This is a genomic window from Enterobacter cloacae complex sp. 2024EL-00227 (assembly GCF_043945315.1).
In the GTDB taxonomy this organism is placed as follows: Bacteria; Pseudomonadota; Gammaproteobacteria; order Enterobacterales; family Enterobacteriaceae; genus Enterobacter; species Enterobacter roggenkampii.
In genome coordinates, this window is record NZ_JBIMQP010000011.1 from 152256 (window position 1) to 176294 (window position 24039).

The window sequence follows — 24039 nt, forward strand, 5'->3', positions numbered from 1 at the left end:
AGACAAAAACGGCGTGACACCTTGCGATGGCACGCCGTTTAAGCGGAATTAACGCGTTCCGTAGACCACGATGGTTTTACCGTGGGCGGAGATCAGGTTTTGATCTTCCAGCATTTTCAGGATACGGCCCACTGTTTCACGGGAGCAACCGACGATCTGACCAATTTCCTGACGGGTAATTTTAATTTGCATGCCGTCCGGGTGGGTCATGGCGTCTGGCTGTTTCGCCAGGTTCAGCAGAGTTTGTGCGATGCGGCCCGTCACGTCCAGGAAGGCGAGGTTGCCCACTTTCTCTGAGGTGACCTGCAGACGGCGCGCCATCTGGGAAGAGAGACGCATCAGAATGTCAGGGTTAACCTGAATCAGCTGACGGAACTTCTTGTAAGAAATTTCAGCCACTTCACATGCTGTCTTTGCACGAACCCAGGCGCTACGTTCCTGGCCCTCTTCAAACAGGCCCAGTTCACCGATGAAATCGCCCTGGTTCAGATAAGAAAGGATCATCTCTTTCCCTTCTTCATCTTTGATCAGCACTGCCACCGAGCCTTTAACGATGTAATACAACGTTTCCGCTTTTTCACCCTGGTGAATCAGCGTGCTCTTTGATGGGTACTTATGAATGTGGCAATGAGACAAGAACCATTCGAGAGTCGGGTCTGTTTGCGGTTTGCCAAGCACCATGCGCTGTTATCCTCTGTTATAAGCTGTCACCAGAGTCATCAGATGCATCCGGACTCTGGGGTTGCAATCGAATTCTTACCCATACCCTGGGAAGTCGGCTACCGTAACGTTTCGCAGCCAGTAAAGTTTGATGTCCTCTGCATACATGTGTAACGTCAATGTATTACTGTAGCATCCTGAGTGTTTTAGCATAGCTTTCGCCGCGTGTCTCCTGGTGTCTCGCTTCAGCATGATGCAGGTCGCCTTCCATTGCGAGAAATGTAACGCACGCGTAATCTGTCACCAAAAATGCAACGTTGGAGTTTAAGAATATGCAAGCGCGCGTGAAGTGGGTTGAAGGTTTAACGTTCCTGGGCGAGTCCGCGTCAGGGCATCAGATTTTGATGGATGGTAACTCCGGCGATAAAGCGCCCAGCCCAATGGAAATGGTGCTGATGGCGGCAGGGGGATGCAGTGCCATTGACGTGGTGTCGATTCTGCAAAAAGGCCGTCATGACGTGACGGATTGTGAGGTCAAACTCACGTCAGAACGCCGAGAAGAGGCGCCACGCCTGTTCACCCACATCAATCTGCACTTTATGGTCACCGGTAAAGAACTGAAAGACGCGGCGGTTTCACGTGCGGTGGACCTGTCTGCGGAGAAGTACTGCTCTGTGGCGTTAATGCTGGAGAAAGCGGTAAAAATCACCCATTCGTATGAAGTGATCGAGGCTTAATGTTTTGGCGGGTGGCGCTTCGCTGACCCGCCCTACAAAAGCACGACCGTAGGCCCGGTAAGCGCAGCGCCACCGGGCAAAAAACTCACGCGATCTGTTTCCCTTCCATCAATCGCTCCACCAGCGGCGTCATGATGAGCTCCATCGCCAGCCCCATTTTTCCGCCCGGTACAACTAATGTATTCATGTGAGAAATAAACGAGCCCTGCAGCATCGCCAGCAGCCAGGGGTAGTCAATGCCTTCGAGATTGCGGAAATGGATCACCACAAAGCTCTCATCCAGGGATGGGATACTTTTGGCCGCGAACGGGTTGGAGGTGTCCACCGTCGGCACGCGCTGGAAGTTGATATGGGTGCGGGAAAACTGCGGCGTCAGGAAGTTGATGTAGTCTTCCATGGAGCGCACCACCGAATCCATCACTGCTTCGCGCGAGTGGCCGCGCTCGCTCATGTCACGCGTCAGCTTCTGGATCCACTCCAGGTTAACGATAGGCACCACGCCAACCAGCAGATCCACGTGGCGCGCCACGTCGTGCTGCGGCGTGACCACGCCGCCGTGTAATCCTTCGTAGAACAGCACGTCGGTAGGTTCCGGCAGGGGCTGCCAGGGGGTAAAGGTGCCAGGCACCTGATTCCAGGGAACGGCTTCATCATAGGTATGCAGATACTTGCGGGACTGCCCTTTACCGCTCTGGCCGTACTCAATAAAGGTTTGTTCCAGCAGGCCGAAGTCATTGGCTTCCGGACCGAAGTAGCTGATGTGTTTACCCAGATCGCGCGCCTTACGGATGGCCATGTCCATCTCCGGGCGCGTGTAGCGGTGAAAGCTGTCGCCTTCGACCTCCGCCGCACGGAGATTCAGCTGGGCGAAAATCTTGCGAAATGCGAGGCTGGTGGTGGTGGTTCCCGCACCACTCGACCCCGTAACGGCAATAACCGGATGTCTGGCAGACATAGCAACTCCCTGACTGAAAAGGGTGGAAGATCAGCCGTGAAACGCGTTGCGGGGCATGATATTCACCGTCTCATGCAGTTCTGACCACACCAGCACCACGTCGCCGCTTTTCAGCTGGCGCTTTACATCGTTGACCTTTTGCTCAAGCGAGCGTTCCTGTTCACCATAATCGGTGCCTTCGCGTAATACAAAGCTTTCAATCAGATTATCGAGCGTTTCGGGAGCCAGATCCTGCCAGGGAATAATCATGTTGCACCGTCCAGATAAGGGGTTAGCCAGTCAGGAATACGCGCCTCAAGCCACATTTTCGGGCGGCGCAGCGTGCCGCCGATAAACCCGACGTGGCCGCCGTGCTCGGTCAACTGATAGTGAACATTGTCGGGCAGGAATTCCTGAGCGGGAATCGAGTGATGATCCATAAAAGGGTCATCTTTGGCGTGAATGATCAGCGTCGGCTGCGTGATCTTGCTGAGCAGCGGCATGGCGCTGCATTGACGATAATAGTCAATTGCATCGGCGAAACCGTGAATTTTCGCGGTGATCAGATCGTCGAATTCGCGTATGCGGCGCACTTTTTTCAGCTGGCGCAGGCTTACCGGGAGAGTATCCGGGTAGGCTTTCAGCTTACGCGCCGCGTTGGCCTTCAGCAGGTTGAGCAGGTAGCGCTGATAGACGCGGGAAAAGCCTTTGTCCATGTGGTAGCTGCACTGCTCCAGCATGAACGGGGCGGAGACGATGACGGCGGCATCCAGCGGGACGCTTTCACCCTCTTTAGCCAGCAGGCAGGCCAGCATATTGCCGCCCAGCGAGTAACCTACGGCCGCGGTGGGTACGGTGCCGAAGTTGTCCCGCAGCCAGTGTAAAAACCACGTGCCGTCTTCGGTTTCACCCGAGTGATAGATGCGTTTCTGACGATTCGGTTCGCCGCTGCAGCCGCGAAAATGCATCACCACGCCGAGCCAGCCGCGCGCTTTGGCCGCCTCAATTAACCCGTGCGCATACGGGCTGTGAAGGCTGCCTTCCAGACCGTGAAAAACCACCAGCCGCGGCTTATGGCGAGCCTGTTCCGGCGCTTCGCTCCAGGCGAGATCCAGAAAGTCACCGTCTGGCAGGTCTAGCCGCTGCCAGTGTGGGGTGAATTGCACCTTTCGGCGGATCAGTCGCGGCAGCATGGTCTGCAAATGGCGATTGGCGACGCCGCGCATAGGCACGAACTCAGTGCTGTCTTCGGCTGCAATCTCGAAGCCTGATGGAATGATTTGGGTCATAAGCGCGATGCTGTTTCTTGTCGGAAATTAACGATACTTTCCGAATTGTACCCCGTTTAGCCTGGTTTTCCGAAACATGAACTGATCCCGATCACAAATATTTACCTTGATTATTACTCTCAGGCTAATGATTCAGCTCTACGCTTAATTGATGCCTTTCTCACCAGAGCGCACACTTTATTCAACGTTAAGAAAATCAAAATGATTAGCTGAATCAGGAGGTTAATAATGTTATCTGGGCAAACACCCACCCGGCAATGGAACACGCGACGCAGCGAAAAAGCGCGTCGTCTGGCCTCCGTACCGGTGCAGGGCAAGGTACTGCCAACCGGCGATCTCGTCGCCATGCTGGAAAAACTGATCGCGCCAGGCGACAAGGTCGTGCTGGAAGGTAACAACCAGAAGCAGGCCGATTTCCTTTCCCGCTCGCTGGCCGAAGTGAACCCGCAGATCGTCCACGATCTGCATATGATCATGCCGAGCGTTGGCCGCAGCGAACATCTGGATATCTTTGAGAAAGGCATCGCCCGCAAGCTGGATTTCTCCTTCTCCGGGACGCAGAGCCTGCGCATCTCCCAGCTGCTGGAGGATGGTCAGCTCGAAATCGGCGCGATTCACACCTATATCGAACTCTACTCCCGTCTCTACGTCGACCTGTCGCCCAACGTGGCGCTGATTGCCGGCTTTAAAGCCGACCGCAAAGGCAACCTCTATACCGGGGCGAGCACCGAAGATACCCCGGCGCTGGTGGAAGCCGCCGCGTTCCATGACGGCATCGTCATCGCGCAGGTGAACGAGCTGGTGGATGACGAGTGTGACCTGCCGCGCGTGGATATTCCGGGCTCGTGGATTGACTTCGTGGTGGTTGCCGATAAGCCGTTCTTTATCGAACCGCTGTTTACCCGCGACCCGCGCCTGATTAAACAGGAACACATCCTGATGGCGATGATGGCCATCAAGGGTATTTATGCTGAACACCAGGTGCAGTCCCTGAACCACGGGATCGGCTTTAACACTGCGGCGATCGAGCTGCTGCTGCCTACCTACGGTGAACAGCTCGGCCTTAAAGGCAAAATCTGTAAACACTGGACGCTGAACCCGCATCCGACGCTGATCCCGGCTATTGAAAGCGGCTGGGTCGAGAGCGTGCACTGCTTCGGTGGCGAGCTGGGGATGGAAGAGTACATCCGCGCGCGTCCGGACGTCTTCTTTACCGGTGCCGACGGCTCCATGCGCTCCAACCGCGCGTTCTGCCAGCTGGCGGGTCAGTACGCGGTGGATATGTTCATCGGTTCTACGCTGCAGGTGGACGGCTACGCCAACTCCTCAACCGTGACCCGCGGTCGTCTGTCCGGCTTCGGCGGTGCGCCAAACATGGGTCACGACCCGCACGGTCGTCGCCACGCCACGCCCGCCTGGCTGAACATGATCACCGAACCTGACCCAATGCAGCGCGGCAAAAAACTGGTCGTGCAGATGGTGGAAACCTTCCAGGCGGGTGTGAAGCCGACCTTCGTGGAAAAACTCGATGCCGTTGACGTGGCGAAAGCCTCCGGTATGCCGCTGGCGCCGGTGATGATCTACGGCGATGACGTCACCCACGTGCTGACGGAAGAGGGGATTGCCTACCTCTATCGGGCGAAAGATCTGGAAGAGCGTCGCGCCATGGTCGCCGCCGTCGCGGGGATCACCGACATCGGTCTGGGCGTGGATGCCAAACGCGTGGCGGAACTGCGTCAGAGCGGCAAGGTGCTCTATCCGGAAGATATGGGGATCCGCCGCACTGATGCCACCCGATCTCTGCTGGCCGCAGGCAGCGTGTCGGACCTGGTGGAATGGTCCGGCGGTCTCTATAACCCACCTGCGAAATTCCGGAGCTGGTAATGAAACTTCTGCCCCAGATTGAGGTTGAAGGCGGTGCCGAATGGCTGGCGCGAACCGCCACGCAGTGTCTGATTGACGAAGCACGTTTAAGCCCGAAACCCGGTCTGGTGGACAGTCGGGGGAACGGCGCGCACCACGATTTATCCCTTGCGCTGATGGAGCGCTCCGCGCACAGCCTGACCTCCACGTTTCAGGCGCTGGCGCTGCAAAGCTGGCAGCGCCCGGCAGATATCGCACTTCGGCAAACCGTCGGGCGACTCGGTCGCGAAGGCGAGCAGCAGATGATGGCCGCAACCGGTGGCGTAAACACCCATCGCGGCGCGATTTGGGCGCTGGGGCTGCTGGTCAGCGCGGTGGCGATGCTCGGCGGTGATGCCAGGGCGCAAGACGTCGCCCGCACCGCCGCACAGCTGGCGAGACTGCCGGACGACGCGGCGCCGAAGGTGTTCAGTAAAGGCCTGCGCGCCACGCACCGTTACCGCGTGCCGGGCGCGCGTGAAGAGGCGCAGCAGGCGTTTCCGCACGTTATGCAGCGCGCGCTGCCGCAGCTTCGTCTGAGCCGCCTCAACGGCAGTAGCGAAACGCACGCCAGGCTCGACGCGCTGATGGCCATCATGACCTCACTCACCGACACCTGCGTGCTGTCACGTGCCGGAATGGAAGGGCTTGATGCTATGCAGGACGGCGCCCGTGCGGTGCTGAATGCCGGCGGCAGCGCAACGCCTGCGGGCCAGCAGGCGCTGGCGAGGTTAGACCGTCAGATGCTGGCGCTCAACGCCTCACCGGGCGGCGCTGCCGACCTGCTTGCCGCCACGCTGTTTCTCGACCGCATCGAAACGCCAAATTCAAAGCATTAAGAGGATGTTATGGAAAAAATCACATTGACCGTGCCAGCCAGCCGCACGTTAAGCGGCAGGGCGCTGGCAGGGGTAGTCGGTTCCGGGGATATGGAGGTGCTCTTCACCGCCGAACCGGGCCAGACGTTAACCATTGATATCACCACCTCCGTGGACAACAGCCGGGGGCGCTGGGAGGCGCTGTTCAACCGTCTGCAAACCGTCAGCAGCCTGCCCGCAGGGAAGCTGACCATCCACGACTTCGGCGCGACGCCGGGCGTGGCGCGCATTCGCATCGAACAGGTTTTTGAGGGGGTGAGCCATGCGTGATGACAGCAGCTTTATCGAACTGAAAGCGCGCCAGCGCGCGCAGGCCCTGCTCGACGAGGGCAGCTACCGCGAACTGCTGGATCCGTTTGAAGGTATTATTTCTCCGTGGCTTGGGCCACAGGGCATTGTGCCGCAGGCGGACGACGGCATGGTGGTGGCGAAGGGCACCATCAACGGCAAGCCTGCCGTCGTCGTGGCGATTGAAGGCGCGTTCCAGGGCGGCAGCATGGGCGAAGTGTCCGGCGCCAAAATGGCGGCGGCGCTGGAGCTGGCGGCGGAGGATAACCGCAACGGCATTCCGACTCAGGCGGTGCTGTGCCTCGAAACCGGCGGCGTGCGTCTGCAGGAGGCGAACCTCGGCCTGGCGGCGATTGCCGATATCCACGCTGCGATTGTCGACCTGCGTCGCTACACGCCCGTTATCGGGATTGTGGCCGGGACTGTGGGCTGCTTCGGTGGGATGTCCATCGCCGCGGCGCTGTGCAGCTACCTGATTGTGACCCGCGAAGCGCGTCTTGGCCTCAACGGCCCGCAGGTTATCGAACAGGAGGCGGGCATTGAGGAGTACGACTCCCGCGATCGTCCGTTTATCTGGAGCATGACCGGCGGTGAAGTGCGCTATCAAAGCGGGCTGGTGGATGCGCTCGTCGACGACGGTATCAACGCGGTGAAACAGGCGATGAACGACGCGATTGCTAAAGGCGTTCCCGCGAAACATCGCACCGATAACTACGATGATTACCTGAACCGTCTGACGAATTTCGACACCCGCAAACAGGCTGATGCCGAACAGATTAACGCGCTTTTTGCCCGGGAGGTGAAATGATGAGTAACGCAATAAGCCGTGGCGAACGCTGGCTGGACATCCTCGCCCCGAACGCCAAACGTATCGAGGGGCTATGCCCGTCCGTCCAGGCGGCAGACGGCGAGCTGAACGGCGAGGCGGTGCGCTTTGTTGCCGTGGTGCCGGATGCCAACAACCACTTCCCGCGTGCGGCGAAAGGGGAAGTGGGGCTGCTGGAAGGCTGGACCCTGGCGAAAGTGGTCAGTGAAACCGTCGCGGCGGATGCTGACAAACCCGTGAAGCGCCCGATTGTGGCGGTGATCGACGTCCCAAGCCAGGCCTATGGCCGACGCGAAGAGGCGTTTGGGATTCATCAGGCGCTGGCCGGTGCGGCAGCAGCCTATGCGAATGCCCGCCTGGCCGGTCACCCGGTGATTGGGCTTATCGTCGGCAAGGCGATGTCCGGCGCGTTCCTGGCGCACGGCTACCAGGCTAACCGTCTGATCGCCTTTAACGACAAAGGCGTGCTGATCCACGCGATGGGCAAAGAGTCTGCGGCGCGCATCACGCTGCGTACCGTCGAGGCGCTGGAAAAACTGGCGGCAACTATCCCGCCCATGGCGTACGACATCAGCAACTACGCCACGCTGGGGCTGCTCTCTAACCTGCTGGATATCAGCAACCCGGATGCCCCCTCCGATAACGATCTGACGCTGGTGAAATCCACCCTGCAACAGGCCATCAGTGACGCTCGTCAGGACACCACGTTGAAAAACCGTCTGGGTGCTGACAATCGCCGCAGCTCGGCGCTCGTACGCGAACGTATGCGAGCCAGCTGGTAAGTAAAAAGAGACCTGCCAGATGCATCAACCCGTGGGCGCGTGACAGCGCCCACGCGGGAACCTGCATCCTGAAAATAATAATCATCGCGCCAGTGCTAAAACTTTTTTACTACAGGTGATTTATGACTTACGTAATTGTTCATGCTCTTGCACCGATTTTCGTCATCATGCTGCTGGGATTCTGGGCCGGCAAGGCAAAGATGGTCGATAACAAAAATGTTTCCCTGCTTAATATCTTCGTAATGGATTTTGCACTCCCTGCCGCGCTGTTCAGTGCCACCGTGCAAACCCCGTGGACCGGCATCGTTGCCCAGTCGCCGCTGATCCTGGTGCTGACGCTGGCGATGTGGATCACCTATGCGGTCATCTATTTCCTCGCCACCGGCGTCTTTAAGAAATCGCCACAGGATGCGGCCGTGCTGACGCTCACCGTCGCGCTGCCCAACTATGCAGCGCTGGGTCTGCCGATTCTGGGCAGCGTGCTGGGCGAAGGTTCCTCTACGTCGCTCTCCGTCGCGGTCTCCATCGCCTGCGGTTCGGTGTTGATGACCCCGTTCTGCCTGCTCATTCTTGAGCGTGAAAAAGCGCGCGCCGAGGGCAATAACTCCGGTTCAACGCTTTCCATGCTGCCGGTGCTGATGTGGCGCTCCATTAAAAAGCCGATCGTGATGGGCCCGCTGCTGGGTGTGATTTTGTCCGCCATCGGCATCAAAATGCCGGAGCTGGTGCTGGCGGCGATTAAACCGCTGGGACTGTCCGCGACCGCTGCGGCGCTGTTCCTGACCGGGGTGATCCTCTCTGCCCGTAAGCTGCAGATTAATACCATGGTGATCACCTCCACCATCGCCAAGCTGCTGATTCAGCCTGCCATCGCCTGGGGTATCGTCTTGATCTTTGGTCTGCATGGCTCCGTGGCGATCACCGCGATCCTCATGATTGCGCTCTCCGCGGGCTTCTTCGGCGTGGTGTTCGGTAACCGCTTTGGCGTGCAATCGCCGGATGCTGAAGCCGTGCTGCTGTTAAGCTCCGTACTGTGTATCCTGTCGCTGCCGCTGTTTATCTCGCTGACTTCAGGAATGTAACCATGACCACAACATTACGCCCGCACGACCTTATCTGGCTTACTGCGCGAGACGCGCTGGAAGGCATCACTGAATCCTGGGTGGAGGCCGCCTGGCATACCGGCCTGCCGGTGGTGGTGCGGCGTGATGTTGACAGTGAAGGCCGGATCCCCGTTGGCGTGCGCGGTTTACGTCGCGACCAGCGGGCGGCCGGATGGGTGAAGCCCGAAAACGTGCGGCGTGTGGTATCACCGGAAGACCTGAGCGTTGCGGCCGAACTGCTGCGCTCGCCCTTTGTGACTCAGCCACCCGTTCAGGTGGCGCTTCAGCTTTCTCAGCAGGCGTGGTCGTGGACGTGGGGCATTACCGGCAGCACCGGCTACGCGCTGGCGACCGGTATTCCGGTTATTCATGCCGAAAGCGATCTCGATCTGCTTATCCGCGCTCCGCTGCCGATCTCACCGGACGCCCTGACGACGTGGCAGTCCCGGCTAAGCCGTGCGCTGTGTCGTGCCGATACGCAGGTGGATACGCCCGAGGGCGGTTTCGCGCTGGCGGAGTGGCTGCGCGACGGCAAAACGCTGCTGAAAACCCGCCGTGGACCGCGCCTGGTGGCGGATCCGTGGCGCAGGGAGGAGTGATGAAAATAGTGTTTACCTTTCCGGGGCAGGGCACGCAGCACGAAGGCATGCTGCAAAACCTGCCGGGAACGGAACTGGCTCAGGCGCGTGAGGTGCTTGGCACCGAAGTGGATACGCTGGATAGCGCAGACGCGTTAAGCCATACCCGCGCGGTTCAGCTTTGCCTGCTAATTGCAGGCGTGGCCTGGGCGCGCGAGCTGGAACGGCGCGGCGTGGCGCCGGATATCGTCAGCGGGCTGTCCATCGGCGCTTATCCGGCGACGGTCATTGCAGGCGCGCTGGACTTCACGGATGCGCTGAAGCTGGTGGCGCTGCGTGGCGATCTGATGGAGCAGGCGTATCCGCACGGCTACGGCCTGACGGCAATTATGGGGCTCACTCTGCCGCAGGTGGAAGACCTTATCCAGGGCACCGGGACCTACATTGCCAACCTGAATGCCGAAACGCAGATCGTGATTGCCGGAACCGATGAAGGGATGGCGGAGGCGGCGTCGCGCGCGCTGGCGAAAGGGGCGAGCAAGGCCAAACGGCTGGCGGTCAGCGTGCCGTCGCACTGCGAACTGCTGACAGCACCCGCGCAAAAGCTGGCAACGGCGTTTGAATCGGTCACGCTTTCACGCCCACGCTGCGCCTACCTGAGCGGCAGCACCGGGCGCGTGTTGTGGCAGCCGGAAAAGATCGCCGACGATCTGGCGATGAACATGGCGCGTACGGTGCGCTGGCAGGAGGCGATGATTTCAGCGAATGAACGCGAAGCCCGGCTGGCGATCGAGATGCCCCCCGGCGGCGTACTGACCTGCCTGACGCGTCAGGCGCCGTGGGAAGGAGAGACGATTTCACTGGAGCGCAGCGGGGTGGACGTGGCGGTACATCTGGCGAAGCGACTCCGTGCGTGATGGTTTAGCCCGGTGGCGGCTGCGCCTTACCGGGCCTACTACGGACTGTAGGCCCGGTAAGCGTAGCGCCACCGGGCAATAACATCAGGCACTATCCTGCAAACTGCGGGCATACATCCGCCCTTCGGCGGCCAGCGCCCGCAGGCTTGGATCCTGCTCGCGGTTGCGGGCAAAGACGATGGCGATCAGCTGTTGCATCTGGTACGGCTCGGCAAGCTTCAGGAGCTGCACGGAATTCTCATAGACCTTTTTCATCCTGCCCGGCATCAGCGTAAAGCCCACTCCCGCCTGCACCAGACTGAGCATGGAGAAAATGTCATTCACCCGGGTAACAATCTCCGGCTCGAACCCGGCGATATGAAACGCCTCCTGGAAGCCTGCATAGGTGGCGAACCCTTCCGCAAGAGAGACAAATTTCCGATCTTTATAGTCGCGCAGATCGGCCGGGCCGCGGGTATTGAGCGTCGCGGAGGCCGGTGCGGCAAGGAAGATGTCGTCATGGAACAGCGGGAGCACTTCCAGGCTGTTACGGTCGATATCGCTCTCGGAAATGGAGATAAGAATGGCGTCCAGAGAGCCTTCATCCAGCATGTGCAGCAGGGTTTCGTTGGAGCCCATCGTCAGATCCATTTCCAGATCCGGACGACGTAGCTTCATGCCCATGATCAGACGCGGCACGGTTTCCAGGGTGAGCGAGTAGAGCGTTCCGACTCGCAGCCGCCCCTGGCCGATCCCGGCAATTTTGCGCGACGCTTCCAGCCCGCGCTCCATCACCTGCATCACTTCCTGACAATATTCCAGTAAGGTCCAGGCGGAAGGGAGAGCAATCAGGTTGCGCCCCTTATGGGTAAAGAGCGGACAGCGCACGTTCTCTTCCAGCGTGTGCAGCGCACGGTGAACGCTGACGCCGCTCAGGCCCAGAGTTTCGGCGGTACGCGCGATATTCCCCTTCTCCATAAACGTCATGAAGATGCTGAGCTTGCGGAATGTAATCTCGCTCGTGTTATCGAAACTCATAGCCCTCCCGGTATCAGTCAGCCTGCAGCATCGCTTCCAGCTGTTCCTGCGCATCCAGCCACGCCATCTCACACTCTTCAAGGCTGGATTTGGTCTTCGCCTGCGTTTGCAGGCAGTCCGTCAGTTCCGCTTTACGGCTCTGGTCATACAGACCGCTGTCGCCCAGCTTCTCTTCAACGGTAGCAAGGGTGGCGTTGAGCTTTTCCATCTCTTTTTCGAGACGGGCAATCTCTTTACGCAGCGGCTGCGTCTGGGTGCGCAGCTCCGCTTCACGGCGCTTCTGGTCTTTACGTGCCTGCGCGCTGTTGGCGTTGTCTTTCGCTGATTCTTCCGGCTGGTTCTCCTGCTTCTGCACGTCCGTCAGCCACTGCTGGTAGTCTTCCAGATCGCCGTCGAACGGTTCGACTTTGCCATCGTGCACTAAGTAGAGATCGTCCGTGGTGGAGCGGATCAGGTGACGATCGTGCGAAACGACAACCAGCGCCCCTTCGAATTCAATCAGCGCTTCGGTCAGCGCCTGACGCATGTCGAGATCCAGGTGGTTGGTCGGTTCATCGAGCAGCAGCAGGTTCGGGCGCTGCCAGACGATCAGCGCCAGCACCAGACGGGCCTTTTCGCCGCCGGAGAAGCGCTCGGTGTTTTCGGTGACCTTATCGCCCTGGAAGCCGAAGCCGCCGAGATAGTCGCGCAGCTTCTGCTCCATCTCCTGCGGCGCCAGACGCGCGAGGTGCTGAATCGGGGATTCATCAGCGCGTAAAAATTCCAGCTGATGCTGGGCGAAGTAACCCAGCTTGATGCCCTTCGCCAGGCCGATTTCACCCTTGACCGGATTAAGCTCGCCCGCCAGCAGTTTGATCAGCGTGGATTTACCGGCACCGTTGCGCCCGAGCAGACCAATACGTGAACCCGGCACCAGGTTGAGCTTGATGGAGTCGAGAATAATGCGGTCGGCATAACCCGCGCTGACCTTTTCCATTTTCAGCAGGGGATTTGGCAGGCTTTCCGGGGCCCGGAAGCTGAAGTGGAACGGGTTGTCGACGTGCGCCGGGGCGATCATCTCCATGCGCTCCAGCATCTTGATGCGACTCTGGGCCTGCTTCGCCTTTGACGCCTTGGCCTTGAAGCGATCCACAAAGCTTTGCAGGTGCGCCACGCGCTGCTGCTGGCTTTCGTACATGGACTGCTGCTGGGCAAGACGCGTCGCGCGCTGGCGCTCGAAGGAGCTGTAGTTGCCGGTGTACTCGAACATCGTTTGCTGTTCGATATGAATGATTTTATCCACCACCGGGTCGAGGAAGTCGCGGTCGTGGGAGATCAGAATCAGAGTGCCCTGATAGCTCTTGAGCCACTTCTCCAGCCAAATAACCGCATCGAGATCGAGGTGGTTAGTCGGTTCATCGAGCAGCAGCAGGTCAGAGCGGCAGATCAGCGCCTGCGCCAGGTTGAGGCGCATACGCCAGCCGCCGGAGAAGTCGCTGACCGGGCGTTCCAGCTGCTCATTGCTGAAGCCCAGGCCGTGCAGCAGGCTGGAGGCGCGGGAGCGAATGGTCCACGCGTCGATGGCGTCCAGCTTGCCGTGAACGGTGGCGATGGCGTGACCGTCGTTGCGCTCGTTGGCGGCGTTGAGCTCCGCTTCGAGCCTGCGGTATTCGCGGTCGCCGTCGATAACATAGTCGAGTGCCGGTTCGCTCAGCGCGGGCGTCTCCTGGTTTACCCAGGCGAGCTGCCAGTTCCCCGGGAAGGTGAAGTTACCGCCATCCGCGCTAATCTCGTTTTTCAGCAGCGCCAGCAGGGTGGATTTACCACAGCCGTTTTTGCCGACCAGACCCACTTTCTGGCCCGGGTTGATGGTAGCAGTGGCGTTATCCAGCAGGACGCGCACGCCGCGACGAATTTGTAACGAGGAGAAAACAATCATAGAAGCGCCGTATGTTCCGACTATGTTAATTTGTCATTATGATAATGTAAGGTGTGGGCCATTTTCCGCACCGGGCCGTCATGGTAGCCCAAAACAGCGACGATACACAAAAACAGAAACAAGACCGGGAGGGGAATGATGTCTCAGACAGCAAAAGTGCTGCTGCTGTATGCCCATCCGGAATCTCAGGACTCGGTGGCAAACCGGGTGCTGCTTAAGCCGGCTACTCAGCTCAGCAACGTGACGGTGCACGATCTCTACGCGCACTATCCTGATTTCTTTATTGATATTCCTTATGAGCAGGAACTGCTGCGTCAGCATGACGTGATTGTGTTCCAGCATCCGCTTTATACCTACAGCTGTCCGGCGCTGCTCAAAGAGTGGCTGGACCGCGTGCTGAGTCGGGGCTTCTCCAGCGGGGTGGGGGGCAACCAGCTGGCGGGAAAGTACTGGCGTAGTGTGATTACGACCGGTGAACCCGAAAGCGCCTACCGCCACGACGGGCTGAACCGTTATCCGATGAGCGACATTCTGCGGCCTTTCGAGCTGACGGCGGCCATGTGCCGTATGCACTGGATGAACCCGATTATTGTCTACTGGGCCCGTCGTCAGGATCCGAAAGAGCTGGCCAGCCACGCCAGAGCCTACGGTGAATGGCTGGCGTCACCGATTCCGGCAGGAGGGCGTTAATGGAAGGATCGAATTTGCTCCTCGCCGGGGTGCTGTTTTTATTTGCGGCCGTCGTCGCGGTGCCGCTTGCAGCGCGTATTGGTATCGGTGCGGTACTGGGGTATCTGCTGGCGGGGATCGCCATTGGCCCCTGGGGACTGGGATTCATCAGCGATGTGGATGAAATACTCCACTTCTCCGAGCTGGGCGTGGTGTTCCTGATGTTCATCATTGGCCTTGAGCTGAACCCTTCAAAATTGTGGCAGCTCCGACGCTCCATCTTTGGCGTAGGTGCCGCGCAGGTGTTGCTCAGCGCCGCGATTCTGGGTGGCCTGTTAATGCTGACGAATTTCTCCTGGCAGGCGGCGGTGATCGGCGGAATAGGCCTTGCGATGTCGTCGACGGCGATGGCCCTGCAGCTGATGCGCGACAAGGGGATGAACCGTAACGAAGCCGGTCAGCTGGGTTTTTCGGTGCTGCTGTTCCAGGATTTGGCGGTCATCCCGGCGCTGGCGCTGGTGCCGCTGCTGGCGGGCTCCGGCGACGACCACTTTGACTGGGCGAAAATCGCCATTAAGGTGCTGGCCTTCGCGGGGATGCTGATTGGCGGACGTTTCCTGTTACGTCCCGTATTCCGCTTTATTGCCGCGTCCGGCGTGCGCGAGGTGTTTACCGCCGCGACGCTGCTGCTGGTGCTGGGGTCGGCATTGTTTATGGACGCGCTGGGGCTGTCGATGGCGCTCGGGACCTTTATCGCCGGGGTACTGCTGGCGGAAAGTGAATACCGCCACGAGCTGGAAATTGCCATCGATCCCTTCAAAGGGTTGCTGTTGGGGTTGTTCTTTATTTCGGTGGGGATGGCGCTCAACCTTGGCGTGCTCTATACCCATCTCCTGTGGGTTGTGGTGAGCGTCGCTATCCTGGTGGCGGTGAAAACGCTGGTGCTGTACGTTATGGCGCGCATTTACGGCCTGCGCAGTTCGGAGCGCATGCAGTTTGCGAGCGTGTTGAGCCAGGGAGGCGAGTTCGCGTTTGTGCTGTTCTCTACCGCCTCGTCCCAGAAGCTGTTTAAAGACGATCAGATGGCGCTTTTGCTGGTAACGGTCACGCTGTCCATGATGACCACGCCGCTGCTGATGAAGATGGTGGATAGACTGCTGTCGCGCCGCCTGAACCCGACAGACGATGAAGACGAAGCGCCGTGGGTGGAAGACGATAAGCCCCAGGTGATCGTGGTGGGCTTTGGCCGCTTTGGACAGGTAATCGGCCGTTTGCTGATGGCGAACAAAATGCGCATTACGGTGCTGGAGCGGGATATCAGCGCGGTCAACCTGATGCGCAAATATGGCTACAAGGTTTACTACGGCGACGCGACCCAGCTTGAGCTACTGCGCTCGGCGGGGGCAGAGGCGGCAGAGTCCATCGTCATTACCTGTAACGACCCGGAAGACACGATGAAGCTGGTGGATCTCTGCCAGCAGCATTTCCCGCATCTGCATATTCTGGCGCGTGCGCGGGGACGTGTTGAAGCTCACGAATTATTGCAGGCGGGTGTGAAACACTTCTCCCGTGAGACGTTCTCCAGTGCGCTGGAGCTGGGGCGCAAGGCGCTGATCTCGCTTGGCATGCATCCGCATCAGGCGCAGCGCGCCCAGATGCACTTCCGCCGGCTGGATATGCGGATGCTGCGCGAGCTGATGCCGGTCCATACCGATACGGCGCAGATCTCCCGCGTGCGGGAAGCCCGTCGCGAGCTGGAGGAGATCTTCCAGCGCGAGATGCAGCAGGAACGACGCCAGCTCGATGGCTGGGATGAATTTGAATAAAGGGTAACGAAAGATGGCTGTACGTAAACGCTTTATCGCGGGTGCAAAATGCCCGACCTGCCAGGCGCAAGACACCCTGGCGATGTGGCGGGAAAATAATATTGATGTTGTTGAGTGTGTTAAGTGCGGTCACCAGATGCGTGAGGCCGACAAAGAGGCGCGCGAGCACGTTCGCAAAGAAGAGCAAGTTATCGGGATTTTTCATCCGGACTAGCGATATGCCCTGAGTTTTTTTAAGCTAAAGGGTACACGGGTGCAGATTTCCGCTACAATCTGCGCCAGCAATTTTCCCACGCTCAGGAGATATCATGAAAGTAGCAAAAGACCTGGTGGTCAGCCTGGCCTATCAGGTACGTACAGAAGACGGTGTGTTGGTTGATGAGTCTCCGGTGAGTGCGCCGCTTGACTACCTGCATGGTCACGGTTCCCTGATTTCCGGCCTGGAAAACGCGCTGGAAGGTCATGAAGTTGGCGACAAATTTGACGTTGCTGTAGGCGCGAACGACGCTTACGGTCAGTATGACGACAACCTGGTTCAGCGCGTTCCTAAAGACGTGTTCATGGGCGTTGACGAACTGCAGGTTGGCATGCGCTTCCTGGCGGAAACCGACCAGGGCCCGGTTCCAGTTGAAATCACCGAAGTGGAAGATGACCACGTCGTGGTTGACGGCAACCACATGCTGGCTGGCCAGAACCTGAAGTTCAACGTAGAAGTTGTTGCGATCCGCGAGGCGACCGAAGAAGAGCTGGCTCATGGCCACGTTCACGGTGCGCACGGTCACGACCATGACCACGATCACGGCCACGACGGCTGCTGCGGTGGTCACGGCCACGACCATGGTCATGACCACGGCCACGGTAAAGGTGGTTGCGGTAACGGCGGCTGCGGCTGCCACTAATTCCGTCATGCGGAAAATAAAAAAGCGGGATTATCCCGCTTTTTTTACGCCTCAATAATGAGGCGGTGGCGTCTCTTCTGACTGAGAGGCGATGTTCGACGGCTGCGTAGCCTTCAGCTTTTCCGTCAGCAGGCGCATATGATCCCGCAGTTTCGCCATTTCGAGCTCATGTGCGGTCACGGTCTGGTTTAGCTCTTCGATGGTGATGTCCTGAAAAGCCAGGCGGCTTTCCAGCTCAGCCATTCTCGCTTCTATCGTTGTATCCTTCATCATTCACCTCGTTTATTTCAGATTCGCCATAATGGCCCAGCGGCGGCGCAGTTTAACTGAGTTTATCCTTAAGTACAGTTCGCATCCCTCTGGCAAGAAACTTATTTAAACAAAAATAGTCTGAAAAGTGGCGAGAATTGGACGTGTCTGTCTGTAGATTTCTTCTGCAACGTTTTATAGTACGTCACTCATTTACGTTTAACGCTGGGGTGAGAGTCCCCAGGCCCTGGAGATATGGATGAAATCACTGTTTAAAGTAACGCTGCTGGCGACGACGATGGCTGTTGCGCTGAACGCGCCGCTGTCATTCGCTGCTGATACTGCTGCGAAGCCTGCTGCCACTGCAGACAGCAAAGCAGCGTTCAAAAATGACGACCAGAAATCCGCCTACGCACTGGGCGCATCTCTGGGTCGTTACATGGAAAACTCTCTGAAAGAACAAGAGAAACTGGGCATCAAACTGGATAAAGCTCAGCTGATCGCAGGCGTTCAGGACGCATTTGCCGATAAGAGCAAGCTGTCTGACCAGGAAATTGAACAGACTCTGCAGGCGTTCGAAGCGCGTGTGAAGGGCGCCGCGCAGACTAAGATGGACGCGGACGCTAAAGACAACGAAGCGAAAGGCAAAGCCTACCGCGATGCCTTCGCTAAAGAGAAGGGTGTGAAAACCTCTTCGACTGGCCTGGTATACAAAGTTGAGAAAGAAGGCACCGGCGATGCACCTAAAGACAGCGACACGGTTGTCGTGAACTACAAAGGTACGCTGATCGACGGTAAAGAGTTCGATAACTCTTACACCCGTGGTGAGCCGCTCTCCTTCCGTCTGGATGGTGTGATCCCTGGCTGGACTGAAGGCCTGAAAAACATCAAGAAAGGCGGCAAGATCAAGATGGTCATCCCACCGGATCTGGCCTATGGCAAAACCGGCGTTCCGGGGATCCCTGCCAACTCTACGCTGGTCTTTGACGTAGAGCTGCTGGACATCAAACCGGCACCGAAAGCGGATGCCAAAGCAGACGCACCGGCTGACGATAAAGCCGCTGCTGCTAAGAAGTAATGCTGAAAAAAAACCGCCGCCTTTAAGGCGGCGGTTTTTTATTGTGGGGCAGATATAATTAACACTGGAAAGCGTTAGGCACGCTGTATTAATTTAGTTGTCCGTGTAGATAATGAGCCTGCCCTGAAAACCTAACGACAGGCTCCTGAAAAGGAGTGTTTTTTTCATGTCCAGGTCGCTTTTAACCAACGAAACCAGTGAACTTGATTTGCTGGATCAACGTCCTTTTGACCAGACCGACTTCGATATTCTGAAATCCTATGAAGCGGTAGTGGACGGGTTAGCGATGCTCATTGGCTCCCACTGCGAAATCGTATTGCACTCCCTGCAAGATCTGAAGTGTTCCGCCATCCGCATTGCGAATGGTGAGCATACTGGCCGTAAAATTGGCTCGCCAATTACCGACCTTGCATTGCGTATGTTGCATGACATGACCGGCGCGGACAGCAGCGTCTCCAAATGCTATTTCACCCGCGCCAAAAGCGGCGTGCTGATGAAATCAGAAACCATCGCGATTCGAAACCGCGAGCATCGTGTTATTGGGCTGCTGTGCATCAACATGAACCTTGATGTGCCTTTCTCGCAGATCATGAGCACCTTTATTCCACCCGAAACGCCGGATGTTGGCTCTTCTGTTAACTTTGCCTCTTCCGTCGAAGATCTCGTCACGCAGACGCTTGATTTCACCATTGAAGAGGTGAATGCCGACCGCAACGTCTCGAACAACGCCAAGAATCGCCAGATCGTGCTCAATCTCTATGAAAAAGGGATTTTTGATATTAAAGACGCTATCAACCAGGTGGCCGATCGTCTCAACATCTCCAAGCACACGGTCTACCTCTATATTCGCCAGTTCAAAAGCGGTGATTTCCTGGGACAAGACAAGTAATGCGTTATGCGTTAATGGTGACAGGCCCAGCGTACGGGACTCAGCAGGCCAGCAGCGCGCTGCAGTTTGCGCATGCGCTGCTGGCAGCCGGACATGAGCTGGCGAGCGTCTTCTTCTATCGGGAAGGGGTGTATAACGCGAACCAGTTTACGTCGCCGGCGAGCGATGAGTTTGATGTGGTGCGCGGCTGGCAGGCATTAAACGAAAAGCAGGGCGTAGAACTGCACATCTGCGTGGCGGCGGCACTGCGCCGCGGCGTGACCGATGCAACCGAAGCCGCCCGTCTTGGTTTGTCGGGTTCTAACCTGCAGCCCGGTTTTTCGTTAAGCGGTTTGGGCGCGCTGGCACAGGCGGCGCTCACCTGCGACAGAGTGGTGCAATTCTGATGAAGCGCGTGGCATTTGTTTTTGCGTCTGCGCCGCACGGGAGCGCTTCTGGCCGCGAAGGGCTGGATGCGTTACTTGCGACGTCCGCGCTGACCGAAGATATCGGCGTCTTCTTTTTAGGGGACGGTGTGTTTCAGCTTCTGGCGGGTCAGCAGCCACAGGCCATTCTGGCGCGGGATTACATCGCTACGTTTAAAGTGCTGCCGCTGTATGACATTGAAACCCTTTATGTCTGCGCCGACTCGCTGGCCGCTCGCGGTTTGGATGAGAAGACGCCTTTCGTGCTGGATGTGACCGTCGTGTCTTCTGCGGCATTGCGCGAACACCTTTCCCACTACGACACCGTTCTGACTTTCTGAGGCTGCCATGCTCCATACTCTGAGCCATTCACCATGGCAATGTGATATCGACGCGTTACTGAGTATGCTGCGCGACGGTGATGACCTGCTTCTGATTCAGGACGGCGTGCTTGCCGCACTTGAAGGCAGCCGCTTCGTTGAAATGCTCACGAATGCCCCCATAACAGTTTCTGCGCTGAAAGACGATCTGGATGCGCGGGGTCTTTCTGGTCAAATTTCAGCCAAAATTGACGTGGTTGGCTATACTGATTTCGTCAATCTTACTGTGACGCACGCCAGTCAAATGAACTGGTGATTTGAGATCGCTGTATATTTCTTGACACCTTTTCGACGTAGCCCTAAAATTTCGCGTCCTCATATTGTATGAGGTCGTTTTATTACGTGTTTACGAAGCAAAAGCTAAAACCAGGAGCTATTTAATGGCAACAGTTAACCAGCTGGTACGCAAACCACGTGCACGCAAAGTTGCGAAAAGCAACGTGCCTGCGCTGGAAGCCTGCCCGCAGAAACGTGGTGTATGTACTCGTGTATATACCACCACTCCTAAAAAACCAAACTCCGCACTGCGTAAAGTATGCCGTGTGCGTTTGACTAACGGTTTCGAAGTGACTTCCTACATCGGTGGTGAAGGTCACAACCTGCAGGAGCACTCCGTGATCCTGATCCGTGGCGGTCGTGTTAAAGACCTTCCGGGTGTTCGTTACCACACCGTTCGTGGTGCGCTGGACTGCTCAGGTGTTAAAGACCGTAAGCAGGCTCGCTCCAAGTACGGCGTGAAGCGTCCTAAGGCTTAATGGTTCTCCGTTAAGTAAGGCCAAACTGATTTATCTTAATGTCATACTAAACTCTTTGAGTTTTGGACAATCCTGAATTAACAACGGAGTATTCCCATGCCACGTCGTCGCGTCATTGGTCAGCGTAAAATTCTTCCAGATCCGAAATTCGGATCAGAACTGCTGGCAAAATTTGTAAATATCCTGATGGTAGATGGTAAAAAATCTACTGCAGAAGCAATCGTATACAGCGCGCTGGAGACCCTGGCTCAGCGTTCTGGTAAAAATGAACTGGAAGCTTTCGAAGTCGCTCTCGACAACGTTCGCCCAACTGTAGAAGTTAAGTCCCGCCGCGTTGGTGGTTCTACTTATCAGGTTCCAGTTGAAGTTCGTCCGGTTCGTCGTAATGCCCTGGCAATGCGTTGGATCGTTGAAGCTGCTCGTAAACGCGGTGATAAATCCATGGCTCTGCGTCTGGCGAACGAACTTTCTGATGCTGCAGACAACAAAGGTACTGCAGTTAAGAAACGTGAAGACGTTCACCGTATGGCAGAAGCCAACAAGGCGTTCGCACACTACCGTTGGTAATCCCTTCGGAGTCTTAGTCACCAGGCGGGCGCTTCAGAGAAGCCGCCCGCTCTGGGTAACTTAACTGAACGCCTAAAGATATAAACGAGGAATCAAATGGCTCGTACAACACCCATCGCACGCTACCGTAACATCGGTATCAGTGCGCACATCGACGCCGGTAAAACCACTACTACCGAACGTATTCTGTTCTACACCGGTGTAAACCACAAAATCGGTGAAGTTCATGACGGCGCAGCCACCATGGACTGGATGGAACAGGAGCAGGAGCGTGGTATCACTATCACCTCCGCAGCGACTACTGCATTCTGGTCAGGTATGGCTAAGCAGTACGAACCGCATCGCGTAAACATCATCGACACCCCAGGGCACGTTGACTTCACCATCGAAGTAGAACGTTCCATGCGTGTTCTTGACGGCGCGGTAATGGTTTATTGCGCAGTTGGTGGTGTTCAGCCACAGTCTGAAACCGTATGGCGTCAGGCGAACAAATATAAAGTTCCACGCATCGCGTTCGTTAACAAAATGGACCGTATGGGTGCTAACTTCCTGAAAGTTGTTGGTCAGATCAAAACCCGTCTGGGCGCGAACCCTGTTCCGCTGCAGCTGGCAATTGGTGCTGAAGAAGGCTTCACCGGCGTTATCGACCTGGTGAAAATGAAAGCCATCAACTGGAACGATGCAGACCAGGGCGTTACCTTCGAATACGAAGATATCCCAGCTGCAATGCAGGACCTGGCTGACGAATGGCACCAGAACCTGATCGAATCCGCTGCTGAAGCTTCTGAAGAGCTGATGGAGAAATACCTGGGTGGTGAAGAACTGACTGAAGAAGAGATCAAAAAAGCTCTGCGTCAGCGCGTTCTGAACAACGAAATCATCCTGGTAACCTGTGGTTCTGCGTTCAAGAACAAAGGTGTTCAGGCGATGCTGGATGCGGTAGTTGACTACCTGCCATCCCCAGTTGACGTTCCTGCGATCAACGGCATCCTGGACGACGGTAAAGATACCCCGGCTGAGCGTCACGCAAGCGACGAAGAGCCATTCTCTGCACTGGCGTTCAAAATTGCTACCGACCCATTCGTGGGTAACCTGACCTTCTTCCGCGTTTACTCTGGTGTGGTTAACTCCGGTGACACCATCCTGAACTCCGTGAAAGCGGCGCGTGAGCGTTTTGGCCGTATCGTACAGATGCACGCTAACAAACGTGAAGAAATCAAAGAAGTTCGTGCGGGCGACATCGCTGCAGCTATCGGTCTGAAAGACGTGACCACTGGTGACACCCTGTGTGACCCGGATCACCCGATCATTCTGGAGCGTATGGAATTCCCAGAGCCGGTAATCTCCATCGCAGTTGAACCAAAAACCAAAGCTGACCAGGAAAAAATGGGTCTGGCTCTGGGCCGTCTGGCGAAAGAAGACCCATCATTCCGCGTATGGACTGATGAAGAATCTAACCAGACCATCATCGCTGGTATGGGTGAACTGCACCTGGACATCATCGTTGACCGTATGAAGCGTGAATTCAACGTTGAAGCGAACGTGGGTAAACCTCAGGTTGCTTACCGCGAAGCGATTCGCGCGAAAGTTACCGACATTGAAGGTAAACACGCTAAGCAGTCTGGTGGTCGCGGTCAGTACGGTCACGTTGTGATCGACATGTACCCACTGGAGCCGGGCTCTAACCCGAAAGGTTACGAGTTCATCAACGACATCAAAGGTGGTGTAATTCCTGGCGAATACATCCCAGCCGTTGATAAAGGCATCCAGGAACAGCTGAAAGCGGGCCCTCTGGCTGGCTATCCGGTTGTTGACATGGGTGTTCGTCTGCACTTCGGTTCTTACCACGACGTTGACTCCTCTGAACTGGCGTTTAAACTGGCTGCGTCTATTGCCTTTAAAGAAGGCTTTAAGAAAGCAAAACCAGTTCTGCTTGAGCCAATCATGAAGGTTGAAGTAGAAACTCCTGAAGAGAACACCGGTGACGTTATCGGTGACTTGAGCCGTCGTCGCGGTATGCTGCGTGGTCAGGAATCCGAAGTAACTGGCGTTAAGATCCACGCTGAAGTTCCGCTGTCTGAAATGTTCGGATATGCAACTCAGCTGCGTTCTCTGACCAAAGGTCGTGCATCATACACCATGGAATTCCTGAAGTATGATGATGCGCCTAACAACGTTGCTCAGGCCGTTATTGAAGCCCGTGGTAAGTAATCCACAGGATTAAAACCTAAGTCCCGTGCTCTCTCCAGAGGGGAGAGCACTATAGTAAGGAATATAGCCGTGTCTAAAGAAAAATTTGAACGTACAAAACCGCACGTCAACGTTGGTACTATCGGCCACGTTGACCATGGTAAAACTACCCTGACTGCTGCAATCACTACCGTTCTGGCAAAAACCTACGGTGGTTCTGCTCGTGCATTCGACCAGATCGATAACGCACCAGAAGAAAAAGCTCGTGGTATCACCATCAACACCTCTCACGTTGAGTACGACA

29 protein-coding genes are annotated in these 24039 nt (G+C 56.9%); 22 read left to right on the plus strand and 7 right to left on the minus strand.

Annotated elements, in window-relative coordinates; genetic code table 11:
• Positions 1-48: 48 nt before the first annotated feature.
• Positions 49-681: a cAMP-activated global transcriptional regulator CRP gene (gene crp / locus ACHH0Z_RS18755; RefSeq protein WP_000242758.1), complete on the minus strand. Its 633-nt coding sequence runs from the start codon at positions 679-681 to the stop codon at positions 49-51.
• Between the two features lie 311 nt (positions 682-992).
• Between crp and ACHH0Z_RS18760 the strand changes: the two genes are divergently transcribed.
• Positions 993-1397 carry an OsmC family protein gene (locus tag ACHH0Z_RS18760; protein ID WP_045409157.1) on the plus strand — a complete coding sequence of 135 codons (405 nt, stop codon included), beginning with the start codon at positions 993-995 and terminating at the stop codon, positions 1395-1397.
• 85 nt (positions 1398-1482) lie between these two features.
• Here the strand turns inward: ACHH0Z_RS18760 and ACHH0Z_RS18765 are convergent, their stop codons facing one another.
• Genes ACHH0Z_RS18765 through ACHH0Z_RS18775 form a run of 3 tightly spaced genes read right to left on the minus strand, consistent with a single transcriptional unit; the run spans position 1483 to position 3620 of the window.
• Positions 1483-2352: a phosphoribulokinase gene (locus ACHH0Z_RS18765; RefSeq protein WP_008503017.1), complete on the minus strand. Its 870-nt coding sequence runs from the start codon at positions 2350-2352 to the stop codon at positions 1483-1485.
• A 30-nt stretch (positions 2353-2382) separates the two neighbouring features.
• A complete protein-coding gene (locus ACHH0Z_RS18770) occupies positions 2383-2601 on the minus strand; it encodes a YheU family protein (RefSeq protein ID WP_008503016.1) in 219 nt (72 codons plus the stop codon).
• On the minus strand, positions 2598-3620 hold the full coding sequence (locus ACHH0Z_RS18775; RefSeq protein WP_021242209.1) for a hydrolase: 1023 nt from the start codon (positions 3618-3620) through the stop codon (positions 2598-2600). Before ACHH0Z_RS18775 ends, ACHH0Z_RS18770 begins: the two co-directional genes overlap by 4 nt.
• Positions 3621-3848: 228 nt before the next feature.
• On the opposite strand from ACHH0Z_RS18775, the gene mdcA reads away from it, so the two are divergent.
• From mdcA to mdcH, 8 genes are all read left to right on the plus strand, one after another.
• A complete protein-coding gene (mdcA, locus tag ACHH0Z_RS18780; protein ID WP_021242210.1) occupies positions 3849-5504 on the plus strand; it encodes a malonate decarboxylase subunit alpha in 1656 nt (551 codons plus the stop codon).
• A complete protein-coding gene (locus ACHH0Z_RS18785; protein ID WP_023326217.1) occupies positions 5504-6361 on the plus strand; it encodes a triphosphoribosyl-dephospho-CoA synthase in 858 nt (285 codons plus the stop codon). Before mdcA ends, ACHH0Z_RS18785 begins: the two co-directional genes overlap by 1 nt.
• 9 nt (positions 6362-6370) lie before the next feature.
• Entirely contained in the window at positions 6371-6670 is a 300-nt protein-coding gene (mdcC, locus tag ACHH0Z_RS18790; protein ID WP_023294711.1) for a malonate decarboxylase acyl carrier protein, read from the plus strand.
• Complete coding sequence (locus tag ACHH0Z_RS18795) at positions 6663-7496, plus strand: biotin-independent malonate decarboxylase subunit beta (RefSeq protein ID WP_045409163.1); 834 nt, start codon at positions 6663-6665, stop codon at positions 7494-7496. Before mdcC ends, ACHH0Z_RS18795 begins: the two co-directional genes overlap by 8 nt.
• A complete protein-coding gene (gene mdcE, locus ACHH0Z_RS18800) occupies positions 7496-8296 on the plus strand; it encodes a biotin-independent malonate decarboxylase subunit gamma (RefSeq protein WP_025910348.1) in 801 nt (266 codons plus the stop codon). The genes ACHH0Z_RS18795 and mdcE overlap by 1 nt, the downstream gene beginning before the upstream one ends.
• Positions 8297-8418: 122 nt before the next feature.
• Positions 8419-9378 (plus strand): AEC family transporter, encoded by a 960-nt coding sequence (locus ACHH0Z_RS18805; protein ID WP_023294710.1) that lies wholly within the window; start codon positions 8419-8421, stop codon positions 9376-9378.
• 2 nt (positions 9379-9380) lie between these two features.
• The gene (locus ACHH0Z_RS18810; protein ID WP_045409166.1) at positions 9381-9998 is read left to right on the plus strand and encodes a malonate decarboxylase holo-ACP synthase; all 618 of its coding nucleotides are present in this window, start codon (positions 9381-9383) and stop codon (positions 9996-9998) included.
• Complete coding sequence (gene mdcH / locus ACHH0Z_RS18815) at positions 9998-10894, plus strand: malonate decarboxylase subunit epsilon (protein WP_045409170.1); 897 nt, start codon at positions 9998-10000, stop codon at positions 10892-10894. Before ACHH0Z_RS18810 ends, mdcH begins: the two co-directional genes overlap by 1 nt.
• A gap of 84 nt (positions 10895-10978) precedes the next feature.
• Here the strand turns inward: mdcH and ACHH0Z_RS18820 are convergent, their stop codons facing one another.
• Together ACHH0Z_RS18820 and ACHH0Z_RS18825 are read right to left on the minus strand one after the other, a co-directional pair.
• A complete protein-coding gene (locus tag ACHH0Z_RS18820; protein WP_021242218.1) occupies positions 10979-11911 on the minus strand; it encodes a LysR family transcriptional regulator in 933 nt (310 codons plus the stop codon).
• Between the two features lie 13 nt (positions 11912-11924).
• On the minus strand, positions 11925-13829 hold the full coding sequence (locus tag ACHH0Z_RS18825) for an ABC transporter ATP-binding protein (protein ID WP_045409173.1): 1905 nt from the start codon (positions 13827-13829) through the stop codon (positions 11925-11927).
• A gap of 135 nt (positions 13830-13964) precedes the next feature.
• Here ACHH0Z_RS18825 and kefG point away from each other — a divergent pair, with 135 nt between their 5' ends.
• The 4 genes from kefG (at position 13965) to slyD (ending at position 17223) form a co-directional block, all read left to right on the plus strand.
• Positions 13965-14519, plus strand: coding sequence for a glutathione-regulated potassium-efflux system ancillary protein KefG (kefG, locus tag ACHH0Z_RS18830; RefSeq protein WP_065365756.1), 555 nt, complete (start codon positions 13965-13967; stop codon positions 14517-14519).
• Complete coding sequence (gene kefB / locus ACHH0Z_RS18835) at positions 14519-16324, plus strand: glutathione-regulated potassium-efflux system protein KefB (RefSeq protein WP_045409174.1); 1806 nt, start codon at positions 14519-14521, stop codon at positions 16322-16324. Before kefG ends, kefB begins: the two co-directional genes overlap by 1 nt.
• A 13-nt stretch (positions 16325-16337) precedes the next feature.
• On the plus strand, positions 16338-16538 hold the full coding sequence (locus ACHH0Z_RS18840; RefSeq protein ID WP_008503011.1) for a YheV family putative zinc ribbon protein: 201 nt from the start codon (positions 16338-16340) through the stop codon (positions 16536-16538).
• 94 nt (positions 16539-16632) lie between these two features.
• Positions 16633-17223 (plus strand): peptidylprolyl isomerase, encoded by a 591-nt coding sequence (slyD, locus tag ACHH0Z_RS18845; protein WP_008503010.1) that lies wholly within the window; start codon positions 16633-16635, stop codon positions 17221-17223.
• Positions 17224-17274: 51 nt separating this feature from the next.
• Here slyD and ACHH0Z_RS18850 read toward each other — a convergent pair whose 3' ends face one another.
• Positions 17275-17493: a protein SlyX gene (locus tag ACHH0Z_RS18850; protein ID WP_008503009.1), complete on the minus strand. Its 219-nt coding sequence runs from the start codon at positions 17491-17493 to the stop codon at positions 17275-17277.
• 238 nt (positions 17494-17731) lie between these two features.
• Here ACHH0Z_RS18850 and fkpA point away from each other — a divergent pair, with 238 nt between their 5' ends.
• From fkpA to ACHH0Z_RS18895, 9 genes are all read left to right on the plus strand, one after another.
• On the plus strand, positions 17732-18550 hold the full coding sequence (gene fkpA, locus ACHH0Z_RS18855) for an FKBP-type peptidyl-prolyl cis-trans isomerase (RefSeq protein WP_008503008.1): 819 nt from the start codon (positions 17732-17734) through the stop codon (positions 18548-18550).
• Positions 18551-18716: 166 nt separating this feature from the next.
• A complete protein-coding gene (locus ACHH0Z_RS18860; protein WP_395149558.1) occupies positions 18717-19439 on the plus strand; it encodes a transcriptional regulator in 723 nt (240 codons plus the stop codon).
• A complete protein-coding gene (tusD, locus tag ACHH0Z_RS18865; RefSeq protein ID WP_023345014.1) occupies positions 19439-19825 on the plus strand; it encodes a sulfurtransferase complex subunit TusD in 387 nt (128 codons plus the stop codon). Before ACHH0Z_RS18860 ends, tusD begins: the two co-directional genes overlap by 1 nt.
• Complete coding sequence (tusC, locus tag ACHH0Z_RS18870; RefSeq protein ID WP_008503006.1) at positions 19825-20184, plus strand: sulfurtransferase complex subunit TusC; 360 nt, start codon at positions 19825-19827, stop codon at positions 20182-20184. The genes tusD and tusC overlap by 1 nt, the downstream gene beginning before the upstream one ends.
• Positions 20185-20191: 7 nt before the next feature.
• Positions 20192-20479, plus strand: coding sequence for a sulfurtransferase complex subunit TusB (tusB, locus tag ACHH0Z_RS18875; protein ID WP_008503005.1), 288 nt, complete (start codon positions 20192-20194; stop codon positions 20477-20479).
• Between the two features lie 124 nt (positions 20480-20603).
• Positions 20604-20978 (plus strand): 30S ribosomal protein S12, encoded by a 375-nt coding sequence (gene rpsL / locus ACHH0Z_RS18880; RefSeq protein ID WP_000246815.1) that lies wholly within the window; start codon positions 20604-20606, stop codon positions 20976-20978.
• 96 nt (positions 20979-21074) lie between these two features.
• A complete protein-coding gene (gene rpsG / locus ACHH0Z_RS18885; RefSeq protein WP_004106370.1) occupies positions 21075-21545 on the plus strand; it encodes a 30S ribosomal protein S7 in 471 nt (156 codons plus the stop codon).
• Positions 21546-21641: 96 nt separating this feature from the next.
• Complete coding sequence (gene fusA, locus ACHH0Z_RS18890; RefSeq protein ID WP_008503004.1) at positions 21642-23756, plus strand: elongation factor G; 2115 nt, start codon at positions 21642-21644, stop codon at positions 23754-23756.
• A gap of 69 nt (positions 23757-23825) precedes the next feature.
• Positions 23826-24039 (plus strand): GTP-binding protein (locus ACHH0Z_RS18895; protein ID WP_227256966.1); only part of this gene is annotated, 214 nt, incomplete at its 3' end.

What these genes read in the sequence shown, in the direction of transcription:
- ACHH0Z_RS18805 (WP_023294710.1), top strand. Translation starts at nt 8,419, where the DNA reads ATGACTTACGTAATTGTTCATGCTCTTGCACCGATTTTCGTCATCATG.
- ACHH0Z_RS18770 (WP_008503016.1), bottom strand. Translation starts at nt 2,601, where the DNA reads ATGATTATTCCCTGGCAGGATCTGGCTCCCGAAACGCTCGATAATCTG.
- ACHH0Z_RS18785 (WP_023326217.1), top strand. Translation starts at nt 5,504, where the DNA reads ATGAAACTTCTGCCCCAGATTGAGGTTGAAGGCGGTGCCGAATGGCTG.
- ACHH0Z_RS18840 (WP_008503011.1), top strand. Translation starts at nt 16,338, where the DNA reads ATGGCTGTACGTAAACGCTTTATCGCGGGTGCAAAATGCCCGACCTGC.
- ACHH0Z_RS18810 (WP_045409166.1), top strand. Translation starts at nt 9,381, where the DNA reads ATGACCACAACATTACGCCCGCACGACCTTATCTGGCTTACTGCGCGA.
- mdcH (WP_045409170.1), top strand. Translation starts at nt 9,998, where the DNA reads ATGAAAATAGTGTTTACCTTTCCGGGGCAGGGCACGCAGCACGAAGGC.
- kefG (WP_065365756.1), top strand. Translation starts at nt 13,965, where the DNA reads ATGATGTCTCAGACAGCAAAAGTGCTGCTGCTGTATGCCCATCCGGAA.
- ACHH0Z_RS18850 (WP_008503009.1), bottom strand. Translation starts at nt 17,493, where the DNA reads ATGAAGGATACAACGATAGAAGCGAGAATGGCTGAGCTGGAAAGCCGC.
- tusD (WP_023345014.1), top strand. Translation starts at nt 19,439, where the DNA reads ATGCGTTATGCGTTAATGGTGACAGGCCCAGCGTACGGGACTCAGCAG.
- ACHH0Z_RS18820 (WP_021242218.1), bottom strand. Translation starts at nt 11,911, where the DNA reads ATGAGTTTCGATAACACGAGCGAGATTACATTCCGCAAGCTCAGCATC.
- fusA (WP_008503004.1), top strand. Translation starts at nt 21,642, where the DNA reads ATGGCTCGTACAACACCCATCGCACGCTACCGTAACATCGGTATCAGT.
- ACHH0Z_RS18760 (WP_045409157.1), top strand. Translation starts at nt 993, where the DNA reads ATGCAAGCGCGCGTGAAGTGGGTTGAAGGTTTAACGTTCCTGGGCGAG.
- rpsG (WP_004106370.1), top strand. Translation starts at nt 21,075, where the DNA reads ATGCCACGTCGTCGCGTCATTGGTCAGCGTAAAATTCTTCCAGATCCG.
- slyD (WP_008503010.1), top strand. Translation starts at nt 16,633, where the DNA reads ATGAAAGTAGCAAAAGACCTGGTGGTCAGCCTGGCCTATCAGGTACGT.
- crp (WP_000242758.1), bottom strand. Translation starts at nt 681, where the DNA reads ATGGTGCTTGGCAAACCGCAAACAGACCCGACTCTCGAATGGTTCTTG.
- ACHH0Z_RS18775 (WP_021242209.1), bottom strand. Translation starts at nt 3,620, where the DNA reads ATGACCCAAATCATTCCATCAGGCTTCGAGATTGCAGCCGAAGACAGC.
- mdcC (WP_023294711.1), top strand. Translation starts at nt 6,371, where the DNA reads ATGGAAAAAATCACATTGACCGTGCCAGCCAGCCGCACGTTAAGCGGC.
- tusB (WP_008503005.1), top strand. Translation starts at nt 20,192, where the DNA reads ATGCTCCATACTCTGAGCCATTCACCATGGCAATGTGATATCGACGCG.
- rpsL (WP_000246815.1), top strand. Translation starts at nt 20,604, where the DNA reads ATGGCAACAGTTAACCAGCTGGTACGCAAACCACGTGCACGCAAAGTT.
- fkpA (WP_008503008.1), top strand. Translation starts at nt 17,732, where the DNA reads ATGAAATCACTGTTTAAAGTAACGCTGCTGGCGACGACGATGGCTGTT.
- kefB (WP_045409174.1), top strand. Translation starts at nt 14,519, where the DNA reads ATGGAAGGATCGAATTTGCTCCTCGCCGGGGTGCTGTTTTTATTTGCG.
- tusC (WP_008503006.1), top strand. Translation starts at nt 19,825, where the DNA reads ATGAAGCGCGTGGCATTTGTTTTTGCGTCTGCGCCGCACGGGAGCGCT.
- ACHH0Z_RS18795 (WP_045409163.1), top strand. Translation starts at nt 6,663, where the DNA reads ATGCGTGATGACAGCAGCTTTATCGAACTGAAAGCGCGCCAGCGCGCG.
- ACHH0Z_RS18860 (WP_395149558.1), top strand. Translation starts at nt 18,717, where the DNA reads ATGTCCAGGTCGCTTTTAACCAACGAAACCAGTGAACTTGATTTGCTG.
- mdcE (WP_025910348.1), top strand. Translation starts at nt 7,496, where the DNA reads ATGAGTAACGCAATAAGCCGTGGCGAACGCTGGCTGGACATCCTCGCC.
- mdcA (WP_021242210.1), top strand. Translation starts at nt 3,849, where the DNA reads ATGTTATCTGGGCAAACACCCACCCGGCAATGGAACACGCGACGCAGC.
- ACHH0Z_RS18825 (WP_045409173.1), bottom strand. Translation starts at nt 13,829, where the DNA reads ATGATTGTTTTCTCCTCGTTACAAATTCGTCGCGGCGTGCGCGTCCTG.
- ACHH0Z_RS18765 (WP_008503017.1), bottom strand. Translation starts at nt 2,352, where the DNA reads ATGTCTGCCAGACATCCGGTTATTGCCGTTACGGGGTCGAGTGGTGCG.